Raw genomic sequence first — 18,158 nt, forward strand, 5'->3', positions numbered from 1 at the left:
CTGGTCCTGATCTCGCCTCCGCAGCTGAGCCTGGCGCCCCAGCTTTCCCCGACCAATCGGGTTTCGCGCTGACCAGGCCTGACGAAGCCTTTCGGCCCCCTCGTTCCGTTCTCTGACGCCCTGCTCGGCGGGCAAATTCCACGCCTGCCGAACAGGATCGCTCTTTTGTGCCGGGCCTACGCTGGCTTCGGTCGCGAATGTATTTCGAGGAGAAAACTCATGAACATGCGGACAGAAGCCGCGATCCCTGACCACCCGTCTGGTGGCCTGGCCGAGGCGCGCGAGTCACTCACCCTCCGCATTGGAGGAATGAACTGCGCCCACTGCCCGCCAACGATCGAAACAGCCATTCGGGCCGTCAAAGGGGTGCAGACCGCCTCAGTCAATCTCGCCACCCAGACGGCGATGGTCAGCTACGATCCTGCCCAGGCAAAGGTCGCCGAAATCCTGCGCGCCATCCGCTCCGTCGGCTACGCCGCCGGTACGGCGACGATGCGCATTCCGATCAAGAACATGCATTGCACCTCATGCGCCACACGTGTCGAGCTGGCGCTGAAGATGACCCCGGGCGTCATCGCCGCCCGCGCCAGCCTCGCACCCAACGTTGTCGACATAGAGTATCAACCGGAACGGGCCAATTTCCAGGAATTGAGGAGGTCGATCGAATCCTCCGGCTATCGGGTCGCCGAGCCGAAGGTGAAACCCACGGACGAGACGCTGGACCCGGCGGAGGCGGCCAACGAGCAGGAATACCGCGGCCTGATGCGCAGGTTCTGGCTCGCCGCCGTCATCTCCCTCCCGGTGATGGCTCTCAGCTATCCCGATCTCATTCCGGGACTGCGCGAATGGATGCCCATGGGCAGCGACACGCGCCGGATCGTTTGGGCGCTGCTTGGCGTGCTGAGCCTGCCCGTCCTGCTGTGGTCCGGATCGCAGTTCTTTGTCGGCATGTGGGACGCGCTGAAGCACCGCGCTGCCAATATGCACACGCTGATCTCAATCGGCATCACGGCGGCGTTCCTCTATTCGGTCGTGGCGGTCGCATGGCCCGGGATCTTTCCCGACATGGCGCTGGCCGAAGTCTTCTGGGACGTCACCGATGTCGTCGTGGCGCTCGTCGTGCTGGGTCTCGCCCTCGAGATCAAGGCCAAGGGCCGAACCTCGCAGGCGATCAAGAAGCTGATCGGGTTGCAGGCCAAGACGGCAAGAGTCGTGCGCGACAGCAAGGAAATCGACCTCCCCGTCGAGGAGGTGCTGGTCAGCGACACGGTGATCGTCCGTCCCGGCGAAAAGGTCCCGGTCGATGGCAAGGTGAGCGCCGGATCTCCCGCAGACGCGCTGCTGCCCCAATGGGAGCGCCTCGCCAATGAAGGCAAAACGCCGATGTATGTGGCGGTCGACGGGCAGGCGGCTGGACTGATCGCGGTCGCCGACACCGTGAAGCCGGATTCCAGGGCGGCGATCGAAATCCTGAGAGGGCTCGGCATCGAGGTCGTCATGCTGACCGGCGACAACGAACGCACGGGTCGGGCAATCGCGCGCGAGGTCGGCATCGATCGCGTGCTGGCGGAGGTCCTGCCAGACGACAAGGCGCACGAGGTGCAGAAACTACAGCTCGAAGGCAAGTCGGTCGGCATGGTCGGCGACGGCGTCAACGACGCGCCGGCGCTCGCCCAGGCCGATGTCGGTTTCGCCATCGGCACCGGAACCGACGTCGCCATCGAGGCAAGCGACGTGACGCTTATCAAGGGCAGTCTGATGGGCGTGGTCACGGCGATCGAGATCAGCCGGGCGACGATGCGCAACGTCCGGCAGAACCTCGTCGGCGCATTCGGCTACAACGCGCTGGGAATCCCGGTCGCGACGGGCGTGCTCTACCCGTTCATCGGGCTTCTGCTCTCTCCCCTCATCGCAGCCGCCGCCATGGCCTTCAGTTCGGTGACCGTCGTCACCAACGCCAATCGTTTGCGCTTCTTTCAGCCGAGGAGGACAGGCTCATGACACCCGACCGCTGGATAGTGACCGTGGCCGGGATCGGCCTGGTCGCCTTCATCATCTGGTTCTTCTGGCTCAAGCGTTCGAAGGGCATCCGCGCCGCGGATACGAGCGGCGGCTATCAGGAGGCGATGATCCTGGTCAAGGGCGGCTACACGCCCGACACGATCGTCGTCCGCAGCGGCCGCCCGGTCCGGCCGAATTTCCGCCGTGAGGAAACCGCCTCCTGCTCGGACAAGGTGATCTTCCCCGATTTCCAGAGGAGCGCCGATCTGCCTACCGGTGAAACCGTCGCCGTCGATCTGATGCCCAAGCAACCAGGCGAGTTCGGATTCGCATGCCCCATGGGCATGTTCCGCGGCCGCCTCATCGTCGAATAGGAGACCAGCATGTCAATGCATGACCATTCGGACCACGACCAGCCGCAAGGCTCCTTTCTGACGTCCCGGGCAGGCCTTGTCCTGCTTGGCTTCCTCGCGGTCGGCGGGTTCCTGCTCCTCACCGAGCACCGCGCCCATGTGCTTGGCGCGCTATTCTATCTGCTGCCGCTCGGCTGCGTCTTCATGCACTTCTTCATGCATGGAGGACACGGCCACAGAGGACATGGGCATGGAGGACATGGGCATGGTGGGGGCCACCGCAACCAGCCCGACGAAAGGAATCCGTCATGAGCATGCAGGCCTACGGCCTTTGGAGCCTGGTGATCGTCAACTCCGCCGTCTTCATCCTGTTCGCCTACAGCTTCTTCAAGCCGGCGACGACCCGTGACTGGCGCTCGTTCGGCGCGTTCAGCGCCTTCCTGGTCGCGCTGTTCGCGGAGATGTACGGCTTTCCGCTCACCATCTACTTGCTCTCCGGCTGGCTGCAGTCCGGCTATCCAGGGATCGACTGGTTCTCGCATGATGCCGGGCATCTCTTGGAAATGATGTTCGGCTGGCGGATCAATCCACATTTCGGCCCCTTCCATCTGCTGAGCTTCGTCCTGATCGGCGGTGGGTTCTGGCTGATCGCGGTCGCATGGAGCGTTCTCTACGACGCTCAGCAGCACCGTTCTCTCGCCGCCAGCGGCCCGTACAGCTACGTGCGCCACCCGCAATATGTCGGCTTCATCCTGGTGATGCTGGGTTTCCTCGTTCAGTGGCCGACGCTGCTGACGCTGGCGATGTTCCCGGTGCTGGTTGTGATGTATGTGAGGCTGGCGCGCGCCGAGGAGCGCGAAGCGATCACCGCGTTCGGCGACGTCTACCGCAACTACATGACACAGGTTCCGGGTTTCATTCCGAGCTGGAACCGGTTGTCCGGCGGGTCGGTCGGCCGCCCTGGACGAGGCCTGGCGCCATGACACGGCACCGCCGATCCTGGCCGTTTTCGGCGATCCTGCTCGCCGTCTTCGGTGTGGCGCTCGTCTGCATCGGCGCCTTCTTCATGTTCCTTCGGCCGCCGCTATTGCCGGAGGACGTGCGGTTCGTCGGCCTGTCGCTGCAACAGCTTCAGGCCGAGCAGCCACGCATGGCATCGTGGCTCGAGCGCGTGTTTCAGGTGCTCGGCGGGTATGCCGTCGCCTCGGGCATCCTCACCGTCACGGTCGCCGTGACGTCGTTCCGGCGGCACGAGCGGTGGGCTCTTCTGGGCGTGCTCGCCGCCGGCGTCGCCTCCATCGGATGGATGGCTGTCGTCAACTTCGTCATAGGATCCGATTTCCGGTGGGCCTTGCTGGCTATCGCGATCCTATGGGCCGCGAGCATGGGCATGTTCCTGGTCGAGCTCAGGCAAGCTGCCATGCGGGCAGGCAGGGCGGAGTGATCCATGTCCGACCCTGTCTTCACCGCGAAAGACCTCACCAAGACCTACGTCTCGGGCGAGACGCAAGTGCACGCCCTGCGCGGCGTGAACCTGGCGATTTCGGCAGGGGAAGTGGTCGTCCTGCTCGGTCCGTCGGGCAGCGGGAAATCGACATTGCTCAACATCATGGGCGGGCTCGATCACGCGAGCAGCGGCGAGCTGTCCTTCAAGGATTTGCGGCTGACCGACCTCGATGACAGGGGGCTGACATCCTATCGCCGCCGCCACGTCGGCTTCGTGTTCCAGTTCTACAATCTGATCCCCAGCCTGACAGCCTATGAGAACGTCGCGCTGGTCACCGAGATTGCCGATGATCCAATGCGTCCCGAGGAAGCTCTCGCCCTCGTTGGGCTGGAGCCGCGCATGCATCATTTCCCGGCGCAGCTATCAGGCGGCGAGCAGCAGCGCGTCGCCATCGCCCGCGCGATCGCCAAGCGTCCGGAAGTGCTGCTTTGCGACGAGCCGACAGGCGCGCTCGACTCCAGGACAGGCGTTCGGGTGATCGATGCGCTGATGAAGGTCAATGCCGAACTCGGCACGACCACCGTCATCATCACCCACAACGCCATCATCCAGGAGGTCGCGCACCGGGTCCTGTTCTTCAGCGACGGGCAGATATCGAAGGCCGTCACCAACGAGGCCCGCCGCGCTGTCGCCGAGCTGCAGTGGTGAAGACATGCGCGCCCTGGACATAAAGCTCTTCCGCGATCTCCTGCGTCTTTGGGCGCAGGCATTGGCAATCGCGCTGGTGGTCGGCGGCGGCGTGGCAACGCTGCTCCTCGCCGTCGGCTCCTACCGTTCCCTCGATGAGACGAGGACGGCTTACTACGAGCGCTACCGCTTCGCCGATGTCTTCGCCACGGTGCGACGGGCACCGAAAGCTCTCCTCGGCCGGATCGCCGAAATCCCAGGTGTGGCTAGCGTGGATGCACGCATCGCACAGTTCGCGCTGCTCGAAACACCGGGTCTGACCGCTCCGGCCACCGGCGTAGTCATCTCGCTGCCCGAGGTCGGCGAGCCGAAGCTCAATCGCCTCTATATGCGTGCGGGCCGCACGCCGGATCCGAGCCGGGACGACGAGGTCGTCGTCAATGAGACCTTCGCCGAAGCGCACCGGTTCACCCTGGGCTCGAGCTTCGCGGCGACCCTCAACGGTCGCAGGCGCGATCTGACGATCGTCGGCATCGCGCTTTCTCCCGAATACATCTATGCCGTCGGCCCCGGCGACATCATGCCCGACGGCCACCGCTTCGGCGTCATCTGGATGTCCGAACGGGCTCTGGCCAGCGCCTATGATCTCGAAGACGCTTTTTCGTCGGTGTCGCTGAAGCTGCTGCCGGGAACGTCGGAGCGGGAGGTGATGATGCGTCTCGACAGCCTGCTCGATCGCTATGGCGGGCACGCTGCCTACGGGCGCAAGGACCAGACGTCGCATGCCTGGCTCGACCACGAGCTCGACATGCTCAACAACATGAGCCGCACGCTGCCGCCGATCTTCCTGCTGGTTTCGGCGTTCCTGGTCAACCTTACCCTCAGCCGGCTCGTTTCGCTCGAACGCGAGCAGATCGGCCTGCTGAAGGCACTCGGCTACCGCAATGCCGGCATCGTCCTGCACTACTTGAAATTTGTGGGCGTCATCACGGCGGTCGGCATCGTCATCGGCAGCCTGATCGGCACCTGGCTCGGCAGCTATGTGACCGGAGTATTCGCCGACTTTTTCCGCTTCCCGTTTCTGCTGTTCACCAAGGCCCCCGATCTCTACGTCGCGGCGGCGGGACTGAGCGCGTTTGCCGCGGCAATCGGCGCGCTGCGAGGTTTGCGCGAAGTCGTCAATCTGGCTCCCGCGGTTGCCATGCAGCCGCCGGCTCCGCCGGTTTTCCGCCGAACGCTGCCGTTGAGCCTTAGCGCGGCCGGCCTTGTCTCGCAGCCGATGAGAATGATGCTGCGCAACGTCGCGCATCATCCAGTTCGATCCTTTCTCACCGCATTCGGCATGTCGCTGGCGACGGCGATCCTGATCGTGTCGCTCTTCACGGAGGGCACGATGGAGCAGCTCGTCGACGTGACCTACTTCCTTGCGGATCGACAGGACGCGACCGTCAGCTTTTTCGAGAAGCGCCCGAGGGAAGTGGCCTTCCAGATTGCGAGGCTTCCCGGAGTGCTGAATGCGGAACCCAATCGAGAAGTCCAGGTCCGCATCCGCAATGGCCATGTCGAGCGTCGCATCATCCTCCGCGCAAGGCCGCGCGGGGCGGAGCTCAACCGTATCATCGATGCGGACCTGCGGCCGGTGGTCCTGCCGGAATCAGGCCTCGCGATCTCGGACATGCTGGCCAAGATACTCAAGGTGCGGGTCGGCGACACCGTCGAGGTCGATTTGCTCGACAGCGAGCGCCGGACGGTCTCGCTTCCGGTGGCGGCGCTGGTCGAGGACTATCTCGGCATGCGCGGGATGATGGATGAGGAAGCGCTCGCCAGGCTGCTGCGTGAAGCGCCGATGGCGAACGGGGTGAGCGTCAGCCTGGACAAGAACAGACGGGACGAGTTCTACGCGGCGGTCAAGGCCATGCCGGCGGTGAGCAGCCTGGCTCTGCAGACGGCGTCCCTCGCCACTTTCCGCGACGCCGTGGCGCTTCTGGTGACTACGATGTCCAGCATCTACACGGGTCTCGCCGCCGTCATCGCGTTCGGCGTGGTTTACAACAACGCGCGTGTCTCGCTGTCCGAGCGGGCCCGGGAACTGGCAAGCCTGCGGGTGCTTGGCTTCACCCGCGGCGAAGTGCTCGGCATCCTTCTCTTTGAACTCGCGCTGTTGACCTTGATCGCGCAGCCGCCGGGCTGGGCCCTCGGCTATGGTCTTGCCTGGATCATGAAGACGAACCTGGCCGGCGAACTGATGCGGGTACGCCTGGTTGTCGACCCTGCCATTTATGTCTTCGCCAGCGCGATCGTCATTACGGCGGCTGTGCTCTCAGCGCTGATCGTCCGCAGGCGGGTTAATCGACTCGACCTCGTTGCTGTTCTCAAGACGCGGGATTGAAGACCATGCGCACCAGATCGATGACCAACTGGATGAGGAGAATCGGCGGCATCGCGGCCTTTGGCCTGATCGCCGCGGCGGCGGTCTGGTTCGCATGGCCGCAGCCGATCCCGGTCGACCTGGCGACGGTAGCCAAGGGTCCGATGGAGGTGACCGTCGATGACGAGGCCAAGACCGAGGTGCGGCACATCTACACGGTATCCGCGCCAATCGCCGGCAAGGTGCTCAGAATTTCGCCGCCGCACCATGTCGGAGACGAGGTAGCCAAGGACGAGACGGTGGTGGCGGTCATGCAGCCGACCATCCCCGGTCTCCACGATGTTCGCACGCACGAAGAACTGTTGGCGGCGCTTGGCGCGGCAGAAGCGGCCGTGACGTTCGCGGAAGCGGAGGTGAAACGTCTCGAGGCGGCGCTTGCATATTCGCGCACCGAGCTCGATCGCGCGGAAAGGCTGGCCAAGTCCGGAGCGATTTCGCAAAACGCCCTCGACAAGGCGAAGTTCGAAGTGGACACCAACGAGGCAGCCTTGGCGAGCGCGAAGGCGCAGGTCGAAGTCCGGCGCAATGAACACGCGATGATCCAGGCGCGGCTCGGGCAGCCTGCCGGAGATGTTGCACAATCGGATCCGGCCTGCTGCGTCCAACTTCGTGCGCCGGCGAGCGGCCGCATCCTGAAGATCGTTCAGGAGAGCGAGGGCATGGTCCAGCCGGGCGCGCCGCTTGTCGAGATCGGCGACCCGCGCGACCTGCAGGTGGCGGCGGACCTGCTCTCCACCGACGCGGTCCAGATCAGGCCGGGCGCCTCAGTTCGCATCGACGGTTGGGGCGGACCCGCGCTTCAGGGCAAGGTGACGCGGATCGACCCGGCCGGGTTTCTCAAGGTCTCGGCGCTTGGGATCGAGGAGCAGCGCGTCCACACGGAGATCGATATCGTCGACCCTGCCGAGATGTGGTCGCAGCTTGGGCACGACTATCGCGTGATCGTGCACGTGACGAGTTGGCGGGACGACAATGTCCTTAGCGTCCCGGTAGCGGCACTGTTCCGGCAGGGCGATGACTGGGCCGTGTATCTCGCCGAGGCCGGACGGGCGCGCACGGCCGTAATCAAGATCGGCCACCGGGACAGCAGGATGGCCGAGGTCGAGTCCGGCTTGTCGGAAGGCGATCGGGTCGTGCTGCACCCGAGCGACCGGGTGGGCGACGGCGTGGCCGTGCGCGAGCGGAGGGTTCGATAGGCGCGGTCGGCCTGTAAGCTGCCTTGGGCTCTCCTTCGCCGAGGCTTCGGAGGGCGTCCTGCTTCGCGCTGAAGATAGGACTTGTCCTGCGAAGCTCGGAGAGCAAAGCAGGATGGCGGAGAGGGAGGGATTCGGTTTCACGCCTATCCTGCTGAAAATGCTAATCTTTTCGCGCTTTTTGTTACGCAGTTTGTTACACTGCTACAACTGCGATTTACAATCGCTCTTTTGAGCTCGCCTGCCCAATCCATCTTATCTGTCGAAACCGACGCAATGGCGCGGCGGTGGATTGGGTCACTCTGTCATAGTATCCGCGCTTCATTAAGTTGACGATGCCGTTTAGACTCGGAGCTGATCCTTTCCGGTCGATCACCAGGATTTGGCGCGCGACCCGGCACCGGCGGTTCGTCTTTGTACGTTTGTGTCATCCAGGCCGGATCAACTCGGCCATCAGGCTTCTCACGACTTATGCATGCGTTTCCCACTTTTATTAGCATTCGGTGCGAACCCGCACCCTGCACCAAACCTGCGACGCCTAAGCTATCGTCCTCGACTTGAGCGTTCCCTGCTTCTCGTGGAAGACGCTAAATTCGCTCGTGCGTTATTGCCGGCCAGCAAAGGCTGCGGGTCGGCGGTGAGGGTGTCGAGGAGCGGCGGCCGTTCCCTTTCACTCAATAGTGCCGCCGGCGCCTGGATGGTTTCCACGACGCCGCCCCCGCAATCGTAGCCGTTGTGATGATCATCGTGCATGCGCTGAGCTGTTGGGGACATGCTGATGGCGGTGCCGGAAGCACCGGAGACATGTGATATCTCGGCAGCGGGCAGAGCGGCTTCTCTGTCGCTGCACAGGAAAGCGTAGAGTTCCTTCACGCAAATGCGGGCGTCCTTCTTGTCTTTTTGAAAGGGCGGGACGAGGGGCAACCTGATATCGGCCTTTTGGTAGAACGGACTGCGCTCTTCGTACAGCTGGTCAACCTTCTGCTCGATGTCGGCGCCTTGCAGCAGCGGCCGGCTGGTGTCCCTCTCGAGGCGCCTGCGGAGCTCTTTCAGCTCGGGTGTCGAGCCAGATCGACCTCGCCTTATTAAGAATCAGGGCTTGACTGGACTCCTTGCCAAAGCAGCCGCCGCCGGTTGCGATGACGATGGGGCCTCTCTCCAGCTGCTTGGCGAGCTCTTTGGTCTCCAGGTCCCTGAAGTGCGCCTCGCCACGGCCAGGGTCGGCGAACATCTCCATCAGATTGCCGTGATCGGCGACGATATGCTTATCGATGTCGACAAACTCCACCCCCAACTCCTTGGCAAGCTGGGCGCCGATGGTCGACTTGCCGCTCGCCGGCATGCCGACGAGCACGACCGGCCGCGTACCGAGGGCCGCGAGGATCTCGCCGGCTTGCGGCGAGCGAGCGACCGCAATCTGTTGTCTTGCGACGATGGGCGACCTGGAGGTCCCTGCCGCCCTCGACCTGCTTTCTCCTGACGAGTCCCAGTGTAATATCTCCCAGGCACCACGGGGAATGGGGACTAGCTGTGAGCTCTGCGCGCGGTGCGCGAGCTCGGCCCGATAACTGGCCGGCGTAGGGAACTCGACCTCGAAGCGATAGTTCTGCGCGGTTCTGAACGCCGTGTGAACGCCGCGTAACCGCGGCCTGTCCATCCTGATGACCCAGTTGGTGGTCTCGACCTCGCTGCAGTCCCGCTCCTCGAAGGCCAGTGCCGCCTTCCTGAAGGCGCGCGTAAAAGCCTCGTCCGGGATCTCGAAGACATGGCGCACGGCATTGGTGACCAGTTGGGCCTCCGGCGCCGTGCTCACGCTCTGGCCGGTCAACTCGTCGGCTATCCAGACCTGCCCGCCCGACCGTTGGTCAAGATGCGGCACCTTCACCTCGATGCCGTCCTGCCGCAAAAGCTCGGCAACCGCATGCACAATTTTTGGTAATCGCGCTTTCTTGCGCTTCGGCGGGGGCGGCTTCGAGCCTGGCCCGCTCAAGGGCCTGTTCGCTGCTCAGCGTTATCGTGCTGGCGCGGTCGTCTTCGGCCGAGATTGCTAAGGCGCTGAGCAGAATGCGCTTTTCGACGGCGAGTCTGATCGAGGCCTCCATGACCGATGCCGCCAGCGTGGGGTTGTCCTTCAGATCCGCCAGGCTGCCATCGACGTCGAACCGGCCCTGGTGGAGCTTTGCCGCCTGCGCCTTGACATATGGCGCCGACTTGAAGCCCGGCCTCTGCTCCAAGAGCCGCTGCAATTCGGTGGTTTTTTGCATGAACACCCGCGCACCGGTATCGGACTTGTAGGCGTCAGTGCCGACCTTGATGCCGACGCTCAACAGATTGATGGCGCTTTCATGCAGCTTGACTTCCGACTGCTCATGAGCCGGCTCGCTATTGAGCTGCAGGTTCCAGTCCTGGAGCTCGGCCACTAACAACGCGGCCAGTTCGCAGGCCACCGGATGCCTGGCGGCCTTGCTGTCTTCCCTCGCCCTGGCGATGAGCTCATGGAGGGCCTGGCCATCCGGCCGATCTTCCTGCAACAGTGCGCGGATGTCGGCCTTGAGCTCATTATGAATGCCCTCGTAGGTGCCGAAGATGGCACGCTCGGCAAACCAGCGTTGCGCCTCCAGCGGCTGCGCCAGCACGTTGCGCTGCAGGCAGCTGTAGGTCTCCAGCACCAGCCCGGTGGCCGACAGGATCTGCTTGGACCGGGTGAACTGGTAGCCGCTTTTCTCAATGGCCGGCGTGTGCGACTTCGGCGGCTTCATCGAGGCGATGCCGCGCGCCTGCAGCTGCGCGTCGAACTGGCGCACATGCTCGTAAAGGCGAGGCTGGTCGCCAATGATGACGACGGTGTCGCCATCAAAATCGCCGTCGAGCATTTTTTGTTCGACGCTTGGAACCGCAACCAAAGAGCCGGGCGCGAACACCTCCGTCGCCTGCAGGATGCCGACGCACTCGAGCGCGGTGTCGGCCTTGACCCGGTCCTTTTCCTCCAGCCAGTACGAATGGCACTTTACGTCCTCGGCAGACATCACGACCCCGCGCTCGGCGAAGTCCGCCGGCCACATTTCGTCGGGCACAACGATCAAGATGCCTTTGGCAAAGAAGGTCGGATCGTCGGCGGCAAGCCCAGCCCCCGACCTGTGCGCGAAGTTGAAGCTATATTGGAAGGCCACGCACCGATCCAGGAACGCCGCGGTCCGGTCGCCATCGCGCGCCGACCTGACCCGGTCGGCGGCGAACGGGCGCAGGTTGGGCTTGTCATAGGGGGAGCGTCCGACAAGCACGCCAGCGTCACGGGTCAAGGTCTTGCTCTTGCCCGTCGGCACATGCAGGCATTCGTCGCTGGACGGCACGGCGATAGCGCTCGAACCCTCGATATGCCCGCCCGTGACCGTCCGGAACAGCTCCTCGGCGGTGAGGCTTTGATGGGTTTCGAGCCAAGCCTGAGCCTTCTCGCGGGTCTCCTGTGCTACCTCGACGCTACGCGGATAATGTTGCAGCGCCGAGGGCGGTACCGCCGATTGCCTTTTATCGGCATAGGCAGGCATCCGCTCGGGAGCGTCGTGGCGAGCCCGGGCAATGGACGGCATGCGCTCGGCCAGTGAGGCCCTAATGAAGCCGCAGCCGTCATGCGGCCGCAAGGCGATCTCGCCGTCTCGCCCCTCGAACCGGAAGGGATGCACTGCGCCTGCGGGATGGTCGGGCAGAAGGGACAGCTTGAAGCACCCTTCCAGCGCATAATCATGGGGGCCAATGTCGGGGATGCCCGGCGGCGCGGCAAATCCGCGGCGCTGGGTATAGTAATAGGCTTCCTTGAACGGCGCCCAGGCCCGCGACAGCTGCTCAAAGGCCGTACCCGGAGCCGTCTCGGCATAGGGGATCGCCAAAAGCTTGCCGCTTGGGGCCTCTGCGGCCGTGAAAGGCAGGTGAGAGGCAAGCTGGTTCAGGCTCTTTTGCGGCGGCTTCAGTTTGCTGCCGCCGAACAGGTCCATGCGGTAGGGCACGCCCTCCACGGTGAACGTGCGTGTCAGCATGGCTCCAGTCGGAGTTCCCTTTAGCTGCACCGCCACCACCTTCACCGCGCCCGAGGTCAAGCGGTGGAAAATGGAATAGCGCAACTCGGCTTCGCTGGCCAGCGGCCGGCCTTGCATGTCGACCACCGGCAGCCGCATCAGTCCGGCATCGCCTTGCGGCGGTCTCGGCTCGTGGTCCATGGCCTGAAGGACCCGATGGACATCGAAGCTGGAGGCTGCATGCTGGGCCTGGATCATCGATGCGTTCTGCGCCATGAAGGTGTCGAGCGCTTCGAGCGGCTCCTTCGCCTCGATCTCGGCGATCACGCTCGAGTTCGCGCACCGCCTCGGCGCGCGCCGCGGCGCTCCTTCCTCGGCTGATGAACACTGCCGATCATAGATTCGACTGCCAGCCTCAAAGCCCCATCGTCGTGCATAATATGGGCTGGCCTCGCTACATTCGAAGGGGATCGAAGGCCGATCCCACGGTGCGGTGAAAGAAGCTGCAAGCGGCTTCCAAGACTAGGTGCGAGCACCTCGATCTCATTGTAGGCCCGTCATCGGATCATATGGAAATCGGTGAGCTTCATCCGCCGGCCTTTTACAACGTGGTTTGGTCGATCCTCTAGGGGATTACGCAGTCTTAAGCCAGCATTAATACCTTAGACGCGACACTAGGAATACTTTTACTATTCGCTAAAGCTCGATGCTATTTGACGAGGACTGGTCTTGCGTTTGCAGTTTTCTAGATGAGAGGGCTAAAGGACATTAGCGTCGGGACCAAGCTCTCGTTGGGCTTTGGGCTGGCGCTGCTGTGCGTCGTGGCCGTGGGAGTATTTGGGGTCGCGCAACTGCGATCACTCAACAAGGTCACGAGCGAGATCACCAGCGTTTGGTTGCCCCAGGTCCAGATCGTCGGCGAGATGAAGCGCAACCTCGCGGAACACCAGCTCTATGCGACGTTGCGCGTGCGCACTGCCGAGGCTGCGCAGATAGCCGGCATTGAGAAGGAGATGGCGAGGGAAAGCGACGAAATACTGCAAGGTCGGCGCGCCTATCGCCGGAGTGCCGGATCGCTGGCCGAGCAGCAGCTGTTCGACCAGTTCGTCAACCTATGGACGGCCTACGAAGATTCCCTGACATCGATTTTCCCGCTCCTCGAAACAGGAGGGCGAACAATGGCTGTCAAGGAGTTCGAGACGGTATCGCTCCCGACCGTTGCCGCCGCCACGCAGCGATTGGACGACCTGCTGGCCCTCACCAACGAGCGCAGCACGGCCGCGGCGGTGATGGCGGACAGGACCTACACCGTTGCGCAAAGATTGACTTGGCTGGCAGTTCTTTTTGCCGCCGGGTGTCTTGGTGGGCTTGTCGCCTGGATACGCCACAATGTCAGCAAGCCGATCCTCGCCGTGACCGAGGCGATGCGTTGCTTGGCGCAGGGCGAGCGCCGTTCGAGTCTCATTGCGCTGAAAAGGGATCGGCAGGACGAGGTTGGAGTGCTGTTCTCGGCCTTTGCCGGCTACCGGGCCAGCCTGGAGCGCAGCGATGCCTTGGCCCGAGAAGCCGAGCTGGAGCGGCAGCAATTGGCCGCGGCCGCCGCCAATATGCCCGTAGGGCTTTGCATGTTCGATGCGGAGAGGCGGCTGGTTCTGTGCAACCAAAGCTACGCCGATCTCTACCATGTGCCGGAGCCCCTGACTCGTCCCGGCACGCCGTGGATCGATTTGATGCGGTTCCGGATCGCGGCGGGCCTCTATGCCGGCCATGACCCGGAAAAGTATGTGCAGCAGCTGACGGAGACCATCGATCGCGCAGAGCGGACGGTGAGCCTGGTGGAACTCAGGGACGGACGCACCATCGACCTCATCCATCAGCCACTGCCGGGCGGCGGGTGGCTTGCCACTCACCATGACGTGACCGACTTGCGGCGGAGCGAAGCCAAGATTTCATACATGGCGCGCCACGACGGACTTACCGAGCTTCCAAATCGCATATTGTTCCGCGAACGCGCCGAGGAGGCTTTGGTCGAGATGCGGCGTGATGGTAGCAAGATTGCTTTCCACTGCCTCGATCTCGATCATTTCAAGATGGTCAACGACACGCTGGGGCACCCGGTTGGCGACGCCTTGCTGAAGGAGGTCGCCGCCAGACTGAAACAGGTGGCCCGTGAAGGCGACACCGTGGCAAGGCTCGGCGGCGATGAGTTCGTGATCATTCAAACCGCGGTTGATCAGCCGGTCGAGGCGACAGCTCTTGCCCAACGGGTCATTGATGGGCTGAGCGCACCTTATGTCGTCGATGGCCACGGGGTTATGATCAGCGCCAGCATCGGCATCTCGATCGCGCCGGACGATGGCATTGACGCCGACCAACTTCTCAAGACCGGCGACATGGCGCTCTACCGGGCGAAGGCGGAAGGCCGCGGAACCTACAGGTTCTTCGAACCGGAAATGGATGCGCGCATGCAGGCGCGGCGGTTTCTCGAACTCGACCTGCGCGAAGCGGTGGTGCGGCAGCAGTTCGAAATCTACTACCAACCGCTCCTCAATCTCGACCGCGGCGAGGTCAGCTGCTTCGAGGCGCTGCTGCGCTGGCATCACCCGACGCGCGGCATCGTATCCCCGGGAGAATTCATCCCGCTGGCCGAGGACATCGGCCTCATCGTCCCGATCGGTGAATGGGTTATCAAGCAAGCCTGTCTCGACGCGGCAAGCTGGCCCGGTAGCATCAAGGTCGCCGTCAATCTGTGCCCGGCGCAATTTCGCAACGCGCGCTTGCTCTCCACCATCGTCGAGGCATTGGATATCTCGGGACTGCCCCCCAGCCGGCTTGAGCTTGAGATCACCGAGACAGTGCTGCTGGCCATCAGCCAGGCGACTCTCTCGATGCTGCAACATATCCACATGCTCGGCGTTCATATCGCGATGGACGACTTCGGAACCGGATATTCGAGCTTGAGCTATCTGCGCTCGTTCCCATTCGACAAGATCAAGATCGATCAATCCTTCATCACGGACGCCGGAGATATCGACAGTTCCGTCGCCATCATTCGAGCGGTCACGAGCCTCGGCAACAGCCTCGGGATGCAGACCACCGCCGAGGGCGTCGAGACCGTGGAGCAGCTGGAACGGGTCCGAAGAGAAGGCTGCACCGAGGCGCAGGGCTTCCTGCTCAGCCGCCCGCTGCCCGCGCGGGACATCCCCGCGATGCTGGAGCGGACCCGCGCCGTGGTGGCGGGCGAGATCATTGAGACCGAACCCGAAACGTCAGGCGAGCGAGACACGGACAAGCCGGGCAGGCGTCGCAGTAGGGCGTCTGTCCCCGCCTAACCGGGATGCAAGCGAAAAACAGTGCCAACGAACATGAGTTTGCCGGCCTAGTTCAGGCCGCCACTCGGATCATGTCGATAGCGGGTGTGTAGGTCGGCGCGGCTCGAAATTAGGTGTGCTGAGCGCCGGTCAAAGTGGGATTAGCTTGTCATATCGATTATGGGATCCAGGTTGAACCCGACTTGCAGGACTCTGCTCGTAACCGAGCAGATCAACCTCACATTCGGTCGCTGCTCTTCACGGCTGCACCAACATCCCGCCTACGGCCGCTGGGCTCGGGCGACGAGACCATTCTGAGTGAGCGGCGTTTTATATACCCGTTCGGTCGTCAGTACCTTGCGTTCACGACAGATACGCCGGCGATCCTCCTGCTCCGGTGTTGGCTCTTTGACCATTGCACATATGCGCGGTTCGCCTCGCTTGAAGGCAAGGAGAGACGAGCGTTTCACCATCGATCTTATCGGTTTTGGCTCGGCGACTGCGACGAGACACTGCGATAGAAGCGGGATCAACGACGTAGCTCTCGATCCCCGCCTTGCTCAGAACCCGATGGATCCAGGAGCCATCGAGCCCGGCTTCCTGGATAGCGACGACGGGGAAGTCTGGCCCCATGCGTGCTCTTGCCTTCTCTCGCACGCTATCGAAGCGACGGAACAAGGCGGATAAATCACCACTGGGGACACTGTGTTTCGACAACTTCTCGCCGCCACCTGGCGACAACGACGAGATCAGCCAGGTTGAACGGCTGAGCTCCAGCGATACGAAGATTGCGCCCAGACCAGTCCGGATAGCAGTCAGAGTTTCGGATCGGTCGGCCACTACATGCATGGTGTTCCTCCGCGGGGTGTTTGTTAGCAGCGTCACTCTGCCAGAGCACGCGCCGCTATCCATCCGTCGCCATGGGATCTGGTGATTGTTCATGTCGCCGATTCCCGCGAAGGAACGCCACCATGACCAAGATTGAAAGTAAGACCGCCAGCGCTGCCGTCAAAGACATTCTGCTTTCAGACCCGGACGGACTTCACGAAATGATCCGTGCGGTGATGCAGGAGGTGCTCGAGGCCGAGATGGACGACGGTGGAGGAGACCATCGAGCGCACGCTGACCTTCTTTTGCCTGCCGCGCCAGCATCACAAGCATCTCAAGAGCACCAACATGCTTGAACGGCTCAATGAGGAAATCCGCCGGCGCACCTATGTCGTGCGCATCTTCCCCAACGCCGAAAGCTGCCTGCGCCTCGTCAGGGCGCCGGCTGTCGAAACCAACGAAAACTGGATGGAGGCCCTACATCAACATTGACGACCTGCGCGAGCACAAGAAGCTCGCTCTACGCCAAGCCGCATGACCAGCATCGTGGCCGCCCCATTTTGCAGAACTTGACGCACACAACCGCCACTTCGAGTTTACCGACCGCACCGAGTCATCCACGCAAAGACCTGCGCAGCGTCAGCTTCAGAGCTTGGTCCCACCGGCTGAACGCCAAAAAAGCGGATCTTGGCCATCGGAAGCGCCCTCAACCGACTGAGAGGTTTCGGCTTATGCGATGCGACTGGCAGTCCTGCGCTCCGGGGACAAGGCCGTGGCGGCAGAAGATCCCCTGGACATCAGGCGATGTCCGGAAGGCAGCATCGTAGTAACGGTTTTTACGCCGCTCGCGGCACGCGCGAGGTGAACGTCGCCCGGGTGACCGACACGCTGGTGCCGTCAATATCGCTGATAATCTCCACCCTGGCCTCCAGTTGTTTCACCAGTGCTTCGACGATGGCTGTTCCAAGTCCGGTAGCCGGTACGTCGTTGGCGATCTTGCCGACGCCATTGTCCGAAACCGTCAGTTTCCAGTCACTGCCCGCGGTCTCGTAGCTCACCTGGATGCGAGCGCCGGTTCTCTTCTTGGGGAAAGCATATTTGATGGCGTTGAGCACGAGTTCGGTGACAATTAGTCCCAGACTGACTGCCCTTTGCGAATCTATCCTGCCGCCTTCGGCCATTACGGTGACCGTGATCGGCTGGGCTTCGCCGACCATCGACGAGGCGAGGCTGCTGCACAATTTCGGTAGGTAAGAGCCGACATCGATCTCGTCGACGCCGGCGGAGGTGTGGAGATGGCGTTGCACCTCGGCCACGGACAGAACGCGCTGATGGGCGTCCTTGAGATGCTGGCGCGTCTCTTCCGACGTCACCGAGCGTGCCTTCAGCAACAGGATCGAGGCAATGATCTGCAGGCTGTTGGCAACCCGATGCTCCATCTCGCGCAGCAGGACGTCTTTCTGCCGAAGCAGGTCTTCGGTGCGACCGAGCAGTTCTTCCTTCTCCCGCTCGATGATACGACGGGCCGTTATGTCATTGAAGGCGAGAAGGATGGTGATGGCCGAACTATGGTCGTAAAGCACCTTGCGGGCATTGAGCAGCATGGTGCGACGGCCGATCCGCGTTCCTGAGCCATGCTTGCCTCCCTCTATCCCTTGATCTGGATCTTCTTCGGCCGATCCGCCTCCGGCCGGTGCAACTCGACTTCGAGCAGCCCGTTGGCGAAACGCGCCTCGACCCGTTCCGGGTCGACGCGGAATGGCAATTGCACTGTCCGGGAGAAGGTCCCATAGGCGCGCTCACGGCGGTGCCAGACGGATTTCTCGTCCTCCGTTCGAGGCTCGCGCGGTCCCTTCAATGTCAGAATGTTCTCGCGCACCGTGAGGCCGATTTCGTCAGG

Annotated in this window: 14 protein-coding genes and 3 pseudogenes; 11 read left to right on the top strand and 6 right to left on the bottom strand. The window is 62.8% G+C overall.

From position 1 onward, the window contains the following. Window positions 1-219 precede the first annotated feature (219 nt). From EOA27_RS00740 to EOA27_RS00775, 8 genes are read left to right on the top strand one after another with little or no spacing between them, the layout of a single operon-like run. Window positions 220-2,001: an HAD-IC family P-type ATPase gene (locus EOA27_RS00740; protein ID WP_127255242.1), complete on the top strand. Its 1,782-nt coding sequence runs from the start codon at window positions 220-222 to the stop codon at window positions 1,999-2,001. After that, a complete protein-coding gene (locus EOA27_RS00745) occupies window positions 1,998-2,375 on the top strand; it encodes a cupredoxin domain-containing protein (protein ID WP_127255244.1) in 378 nt (125 codons plus the stop codon). The genes EOA27_RS00740 and EOA27_RS00745 overlap by 4 nt, the downstream gene beginning before the upstream one ends. Window positions 2,376-2,384: 9 nt before the next feature. Continuing rightward, entirely contained in the window at window positions 2,385-2,666 is a 282-nt protein-coding gene (locus EOA27_RS00750) for a DUF2933 domain-containing protein (RefSeq protein WP_126080598.1), read from the top strand. After that, window positions 2,663-3,337: an isoprenylcysteine carboxylmethyltransferase family protein gene (locus tag EOA27_RS00755; protein WP_126080599.1), complete on the top strand. Its 675-nt coding sequence runs from the start codon at window positions 2,663-2,665 to the stop codon at window positions 3,335-3,337. Before EOA27_RS00750 ends, EOA27_RS00755 begins: the two co-directional genes overlap by 4 nt. Beyond that, window positions 3,334-3,798, top strand: a complete 465-nt coding sequence (locus tag EOA27_RS00760) for a hypothetical protein (protein WP_126080600.1) — start codon at window positions 3,334-3,336, stop codon at window positions 3,796-3,798. Before EOA27_RS00755 ends, EOA27_RS00760 begins: the two co-directional genes overlap by 4 nt. 3 nt (window positions 3,799-3,801) lie before the next feature. Beyond that, window positions 3,802-4,509 carry an ABC transporter ATP-binding protein gene (locus EOA27_RS00765; RefSeq protein WP_127249582.1) on the top strand — a complete coding sequence of 236 codons (708 nt, stop codon included), beginning with the start codon at window positions 3,802-3,804 and terminating at the stop codon, window positions 4,507-4,509. 4 nt (window positions 4,510-4,513) lie between these two features. Then, a complete protein-coding gene (locus EOA27_RS00770) occupies window positions 4,514-6,877 on the top strand; it encodes an ABC transporter permease (protein ID WP_126083654.1) in 2,364 nt (787 codons plus the stop codon). 5 nt (window positions 6,878-6,882) lie between these two features. Continuing rightward, entirely contained in the window at window positions 6,883-8,112 is a 1,230-nt protein-coding gene (locus EOA27_RS00775) for an HlyD family efflux transporter periplasmic adaptor subunit (RefSeq protein WP_245467323.1), read from the top strand. Window positions 8,113-8,652: 540 nt separating this feature from the next. Here the strand turns inward: EOA27_RS00775 and EOA27_RS41845 are convergent. Genes EOA27_RS41845 through EOA27_RS00780 form a run of 3 tightly spaced genes read right to left on the bottom strand, consistent with a single transcriptional unit; the run spans window position 8,653 to window position 12,446 of the window. Next, a complete protein-coding gene (locus tag EOA27_RS41845) occupies window positions 8,653-9,195 on the bottom strand; it encodes a shikimate kinase (protein WP_306462658.1) in 543 nt (180 codons plus the stop codon). After that, window positions 9,083-10,015: a shikimate kinase gene (locus tag EOA27_RS41850; protein ID WP_245491006.1), complete on the bottom strand. Its 933-nt coding sequence runs from the start codon at window positions 10,013-10,015 to the stop codon at window positions 9,083-9,085. The genes EOA27_RS41845 and EOA27_RS41850 overlap by 113 nt, the downstream gene beginning before the upstream one ends. Then, window positions 9,975-12,446, bottom strand: coding sequence for a hypothetical protein (locus EOA27_RS00780; protein WP_245455307.1), 2,472 nt, complete (start codon window positions 12,444-12,446; stop codon window positions 9,975-9,977). Before EOA27_RS00780 ends, EOA27_RS41850 begins: the two co-directional genes overlap by 41 nt. Window positions 12,447-12,868: 422 nt before the next feature. On the opposite strand from EOA27_RS00780, the gene EOA27_RS00785 reads away from it, so the two are divergent. Further along, window positions 12,869-15,451, top strand: a complete 2,583-nt coding sequence (locus EOA27_RS00785) for an EAL domain-containing protein (protein ID WP_127255246.1) — start codon at window positions 12,869-12,871, stop codon at window positions 15,449-15,451. A 314-nt stretch (window positions 15,452-15,765) separates the two neighbouring features. Here EOA27_RS00785 and EOA27_RS40410 read toward each other — a convergent pair. Then, window positions 15,766-16,279: pseudogene (locus EOA27_RS40410) on the bottom strand (transposase); the annotation flags it as partial. A gap of 122 nt (window positions 16,280-16,401) precedes the next feature. On the opposite strand from EOA27_RS40410, the gene EOA27_RS00795 reads away from it, so the two are divergent. Together EOA27_RS00795 and EOA27_RS00800 are read left to right on the top strand one after the other, a co-directional pair. Beyond that, complete coding sequence (locus EOA27_RS00795; protein WP_126057615.1) at window positions 16,402-16,614, top strand: hypothetical protein; 213 nt, start codon at window positions 16,402-16,404, stop codon at window positions 16,612-16,614. After that, a pseudogene (locus EOA27_RS00800) lies at window positions 16,514-16,796 on the top strand (transposase); the annotation flags it as partial. The gene EOA27_RS00795 and the pseudogene EOA27_RS00800, both read left to right, overlap by 101 nt. Before the next feature lie 298 nt (window positions 16,797-17,094). Here the strand turns inward: EOA27_RS00800 and EOA27_RS00805 are convergent. Together EOA27_RS00805 and EOA27_RS00810 are read right to left on the bottom strand one after the other, a co-directional pair. Continuing rightward, window positions 17,095-17,877: pseudogene (locus EOA27_RS00805) on the bottom strand (sensor histidine kinase); the annotation flags it as partial. 29 nt (window positions 17,878-17,906) lie between these two features. Next, the coding region (locus EOA27_RS00810; protein WP_145970235.1) for an Hsp20/alpha crystallin family protein at window positions 17,907-18,158 on the bottom strand (252 nt) is incomplete at its 5' end.

This window comes from Mesorhizobium sp. M2A.F.Ca.ET.037.01.1.1, from assembly GCF_003998075.1.
In the GTDB taxonomy this organism is placed as follows: domain Bacteria; phylum Pseudomonadota; class Alphaproteobacteria; order Rhizobiales; family Rhizobiaceae; genus Mesorhizobium.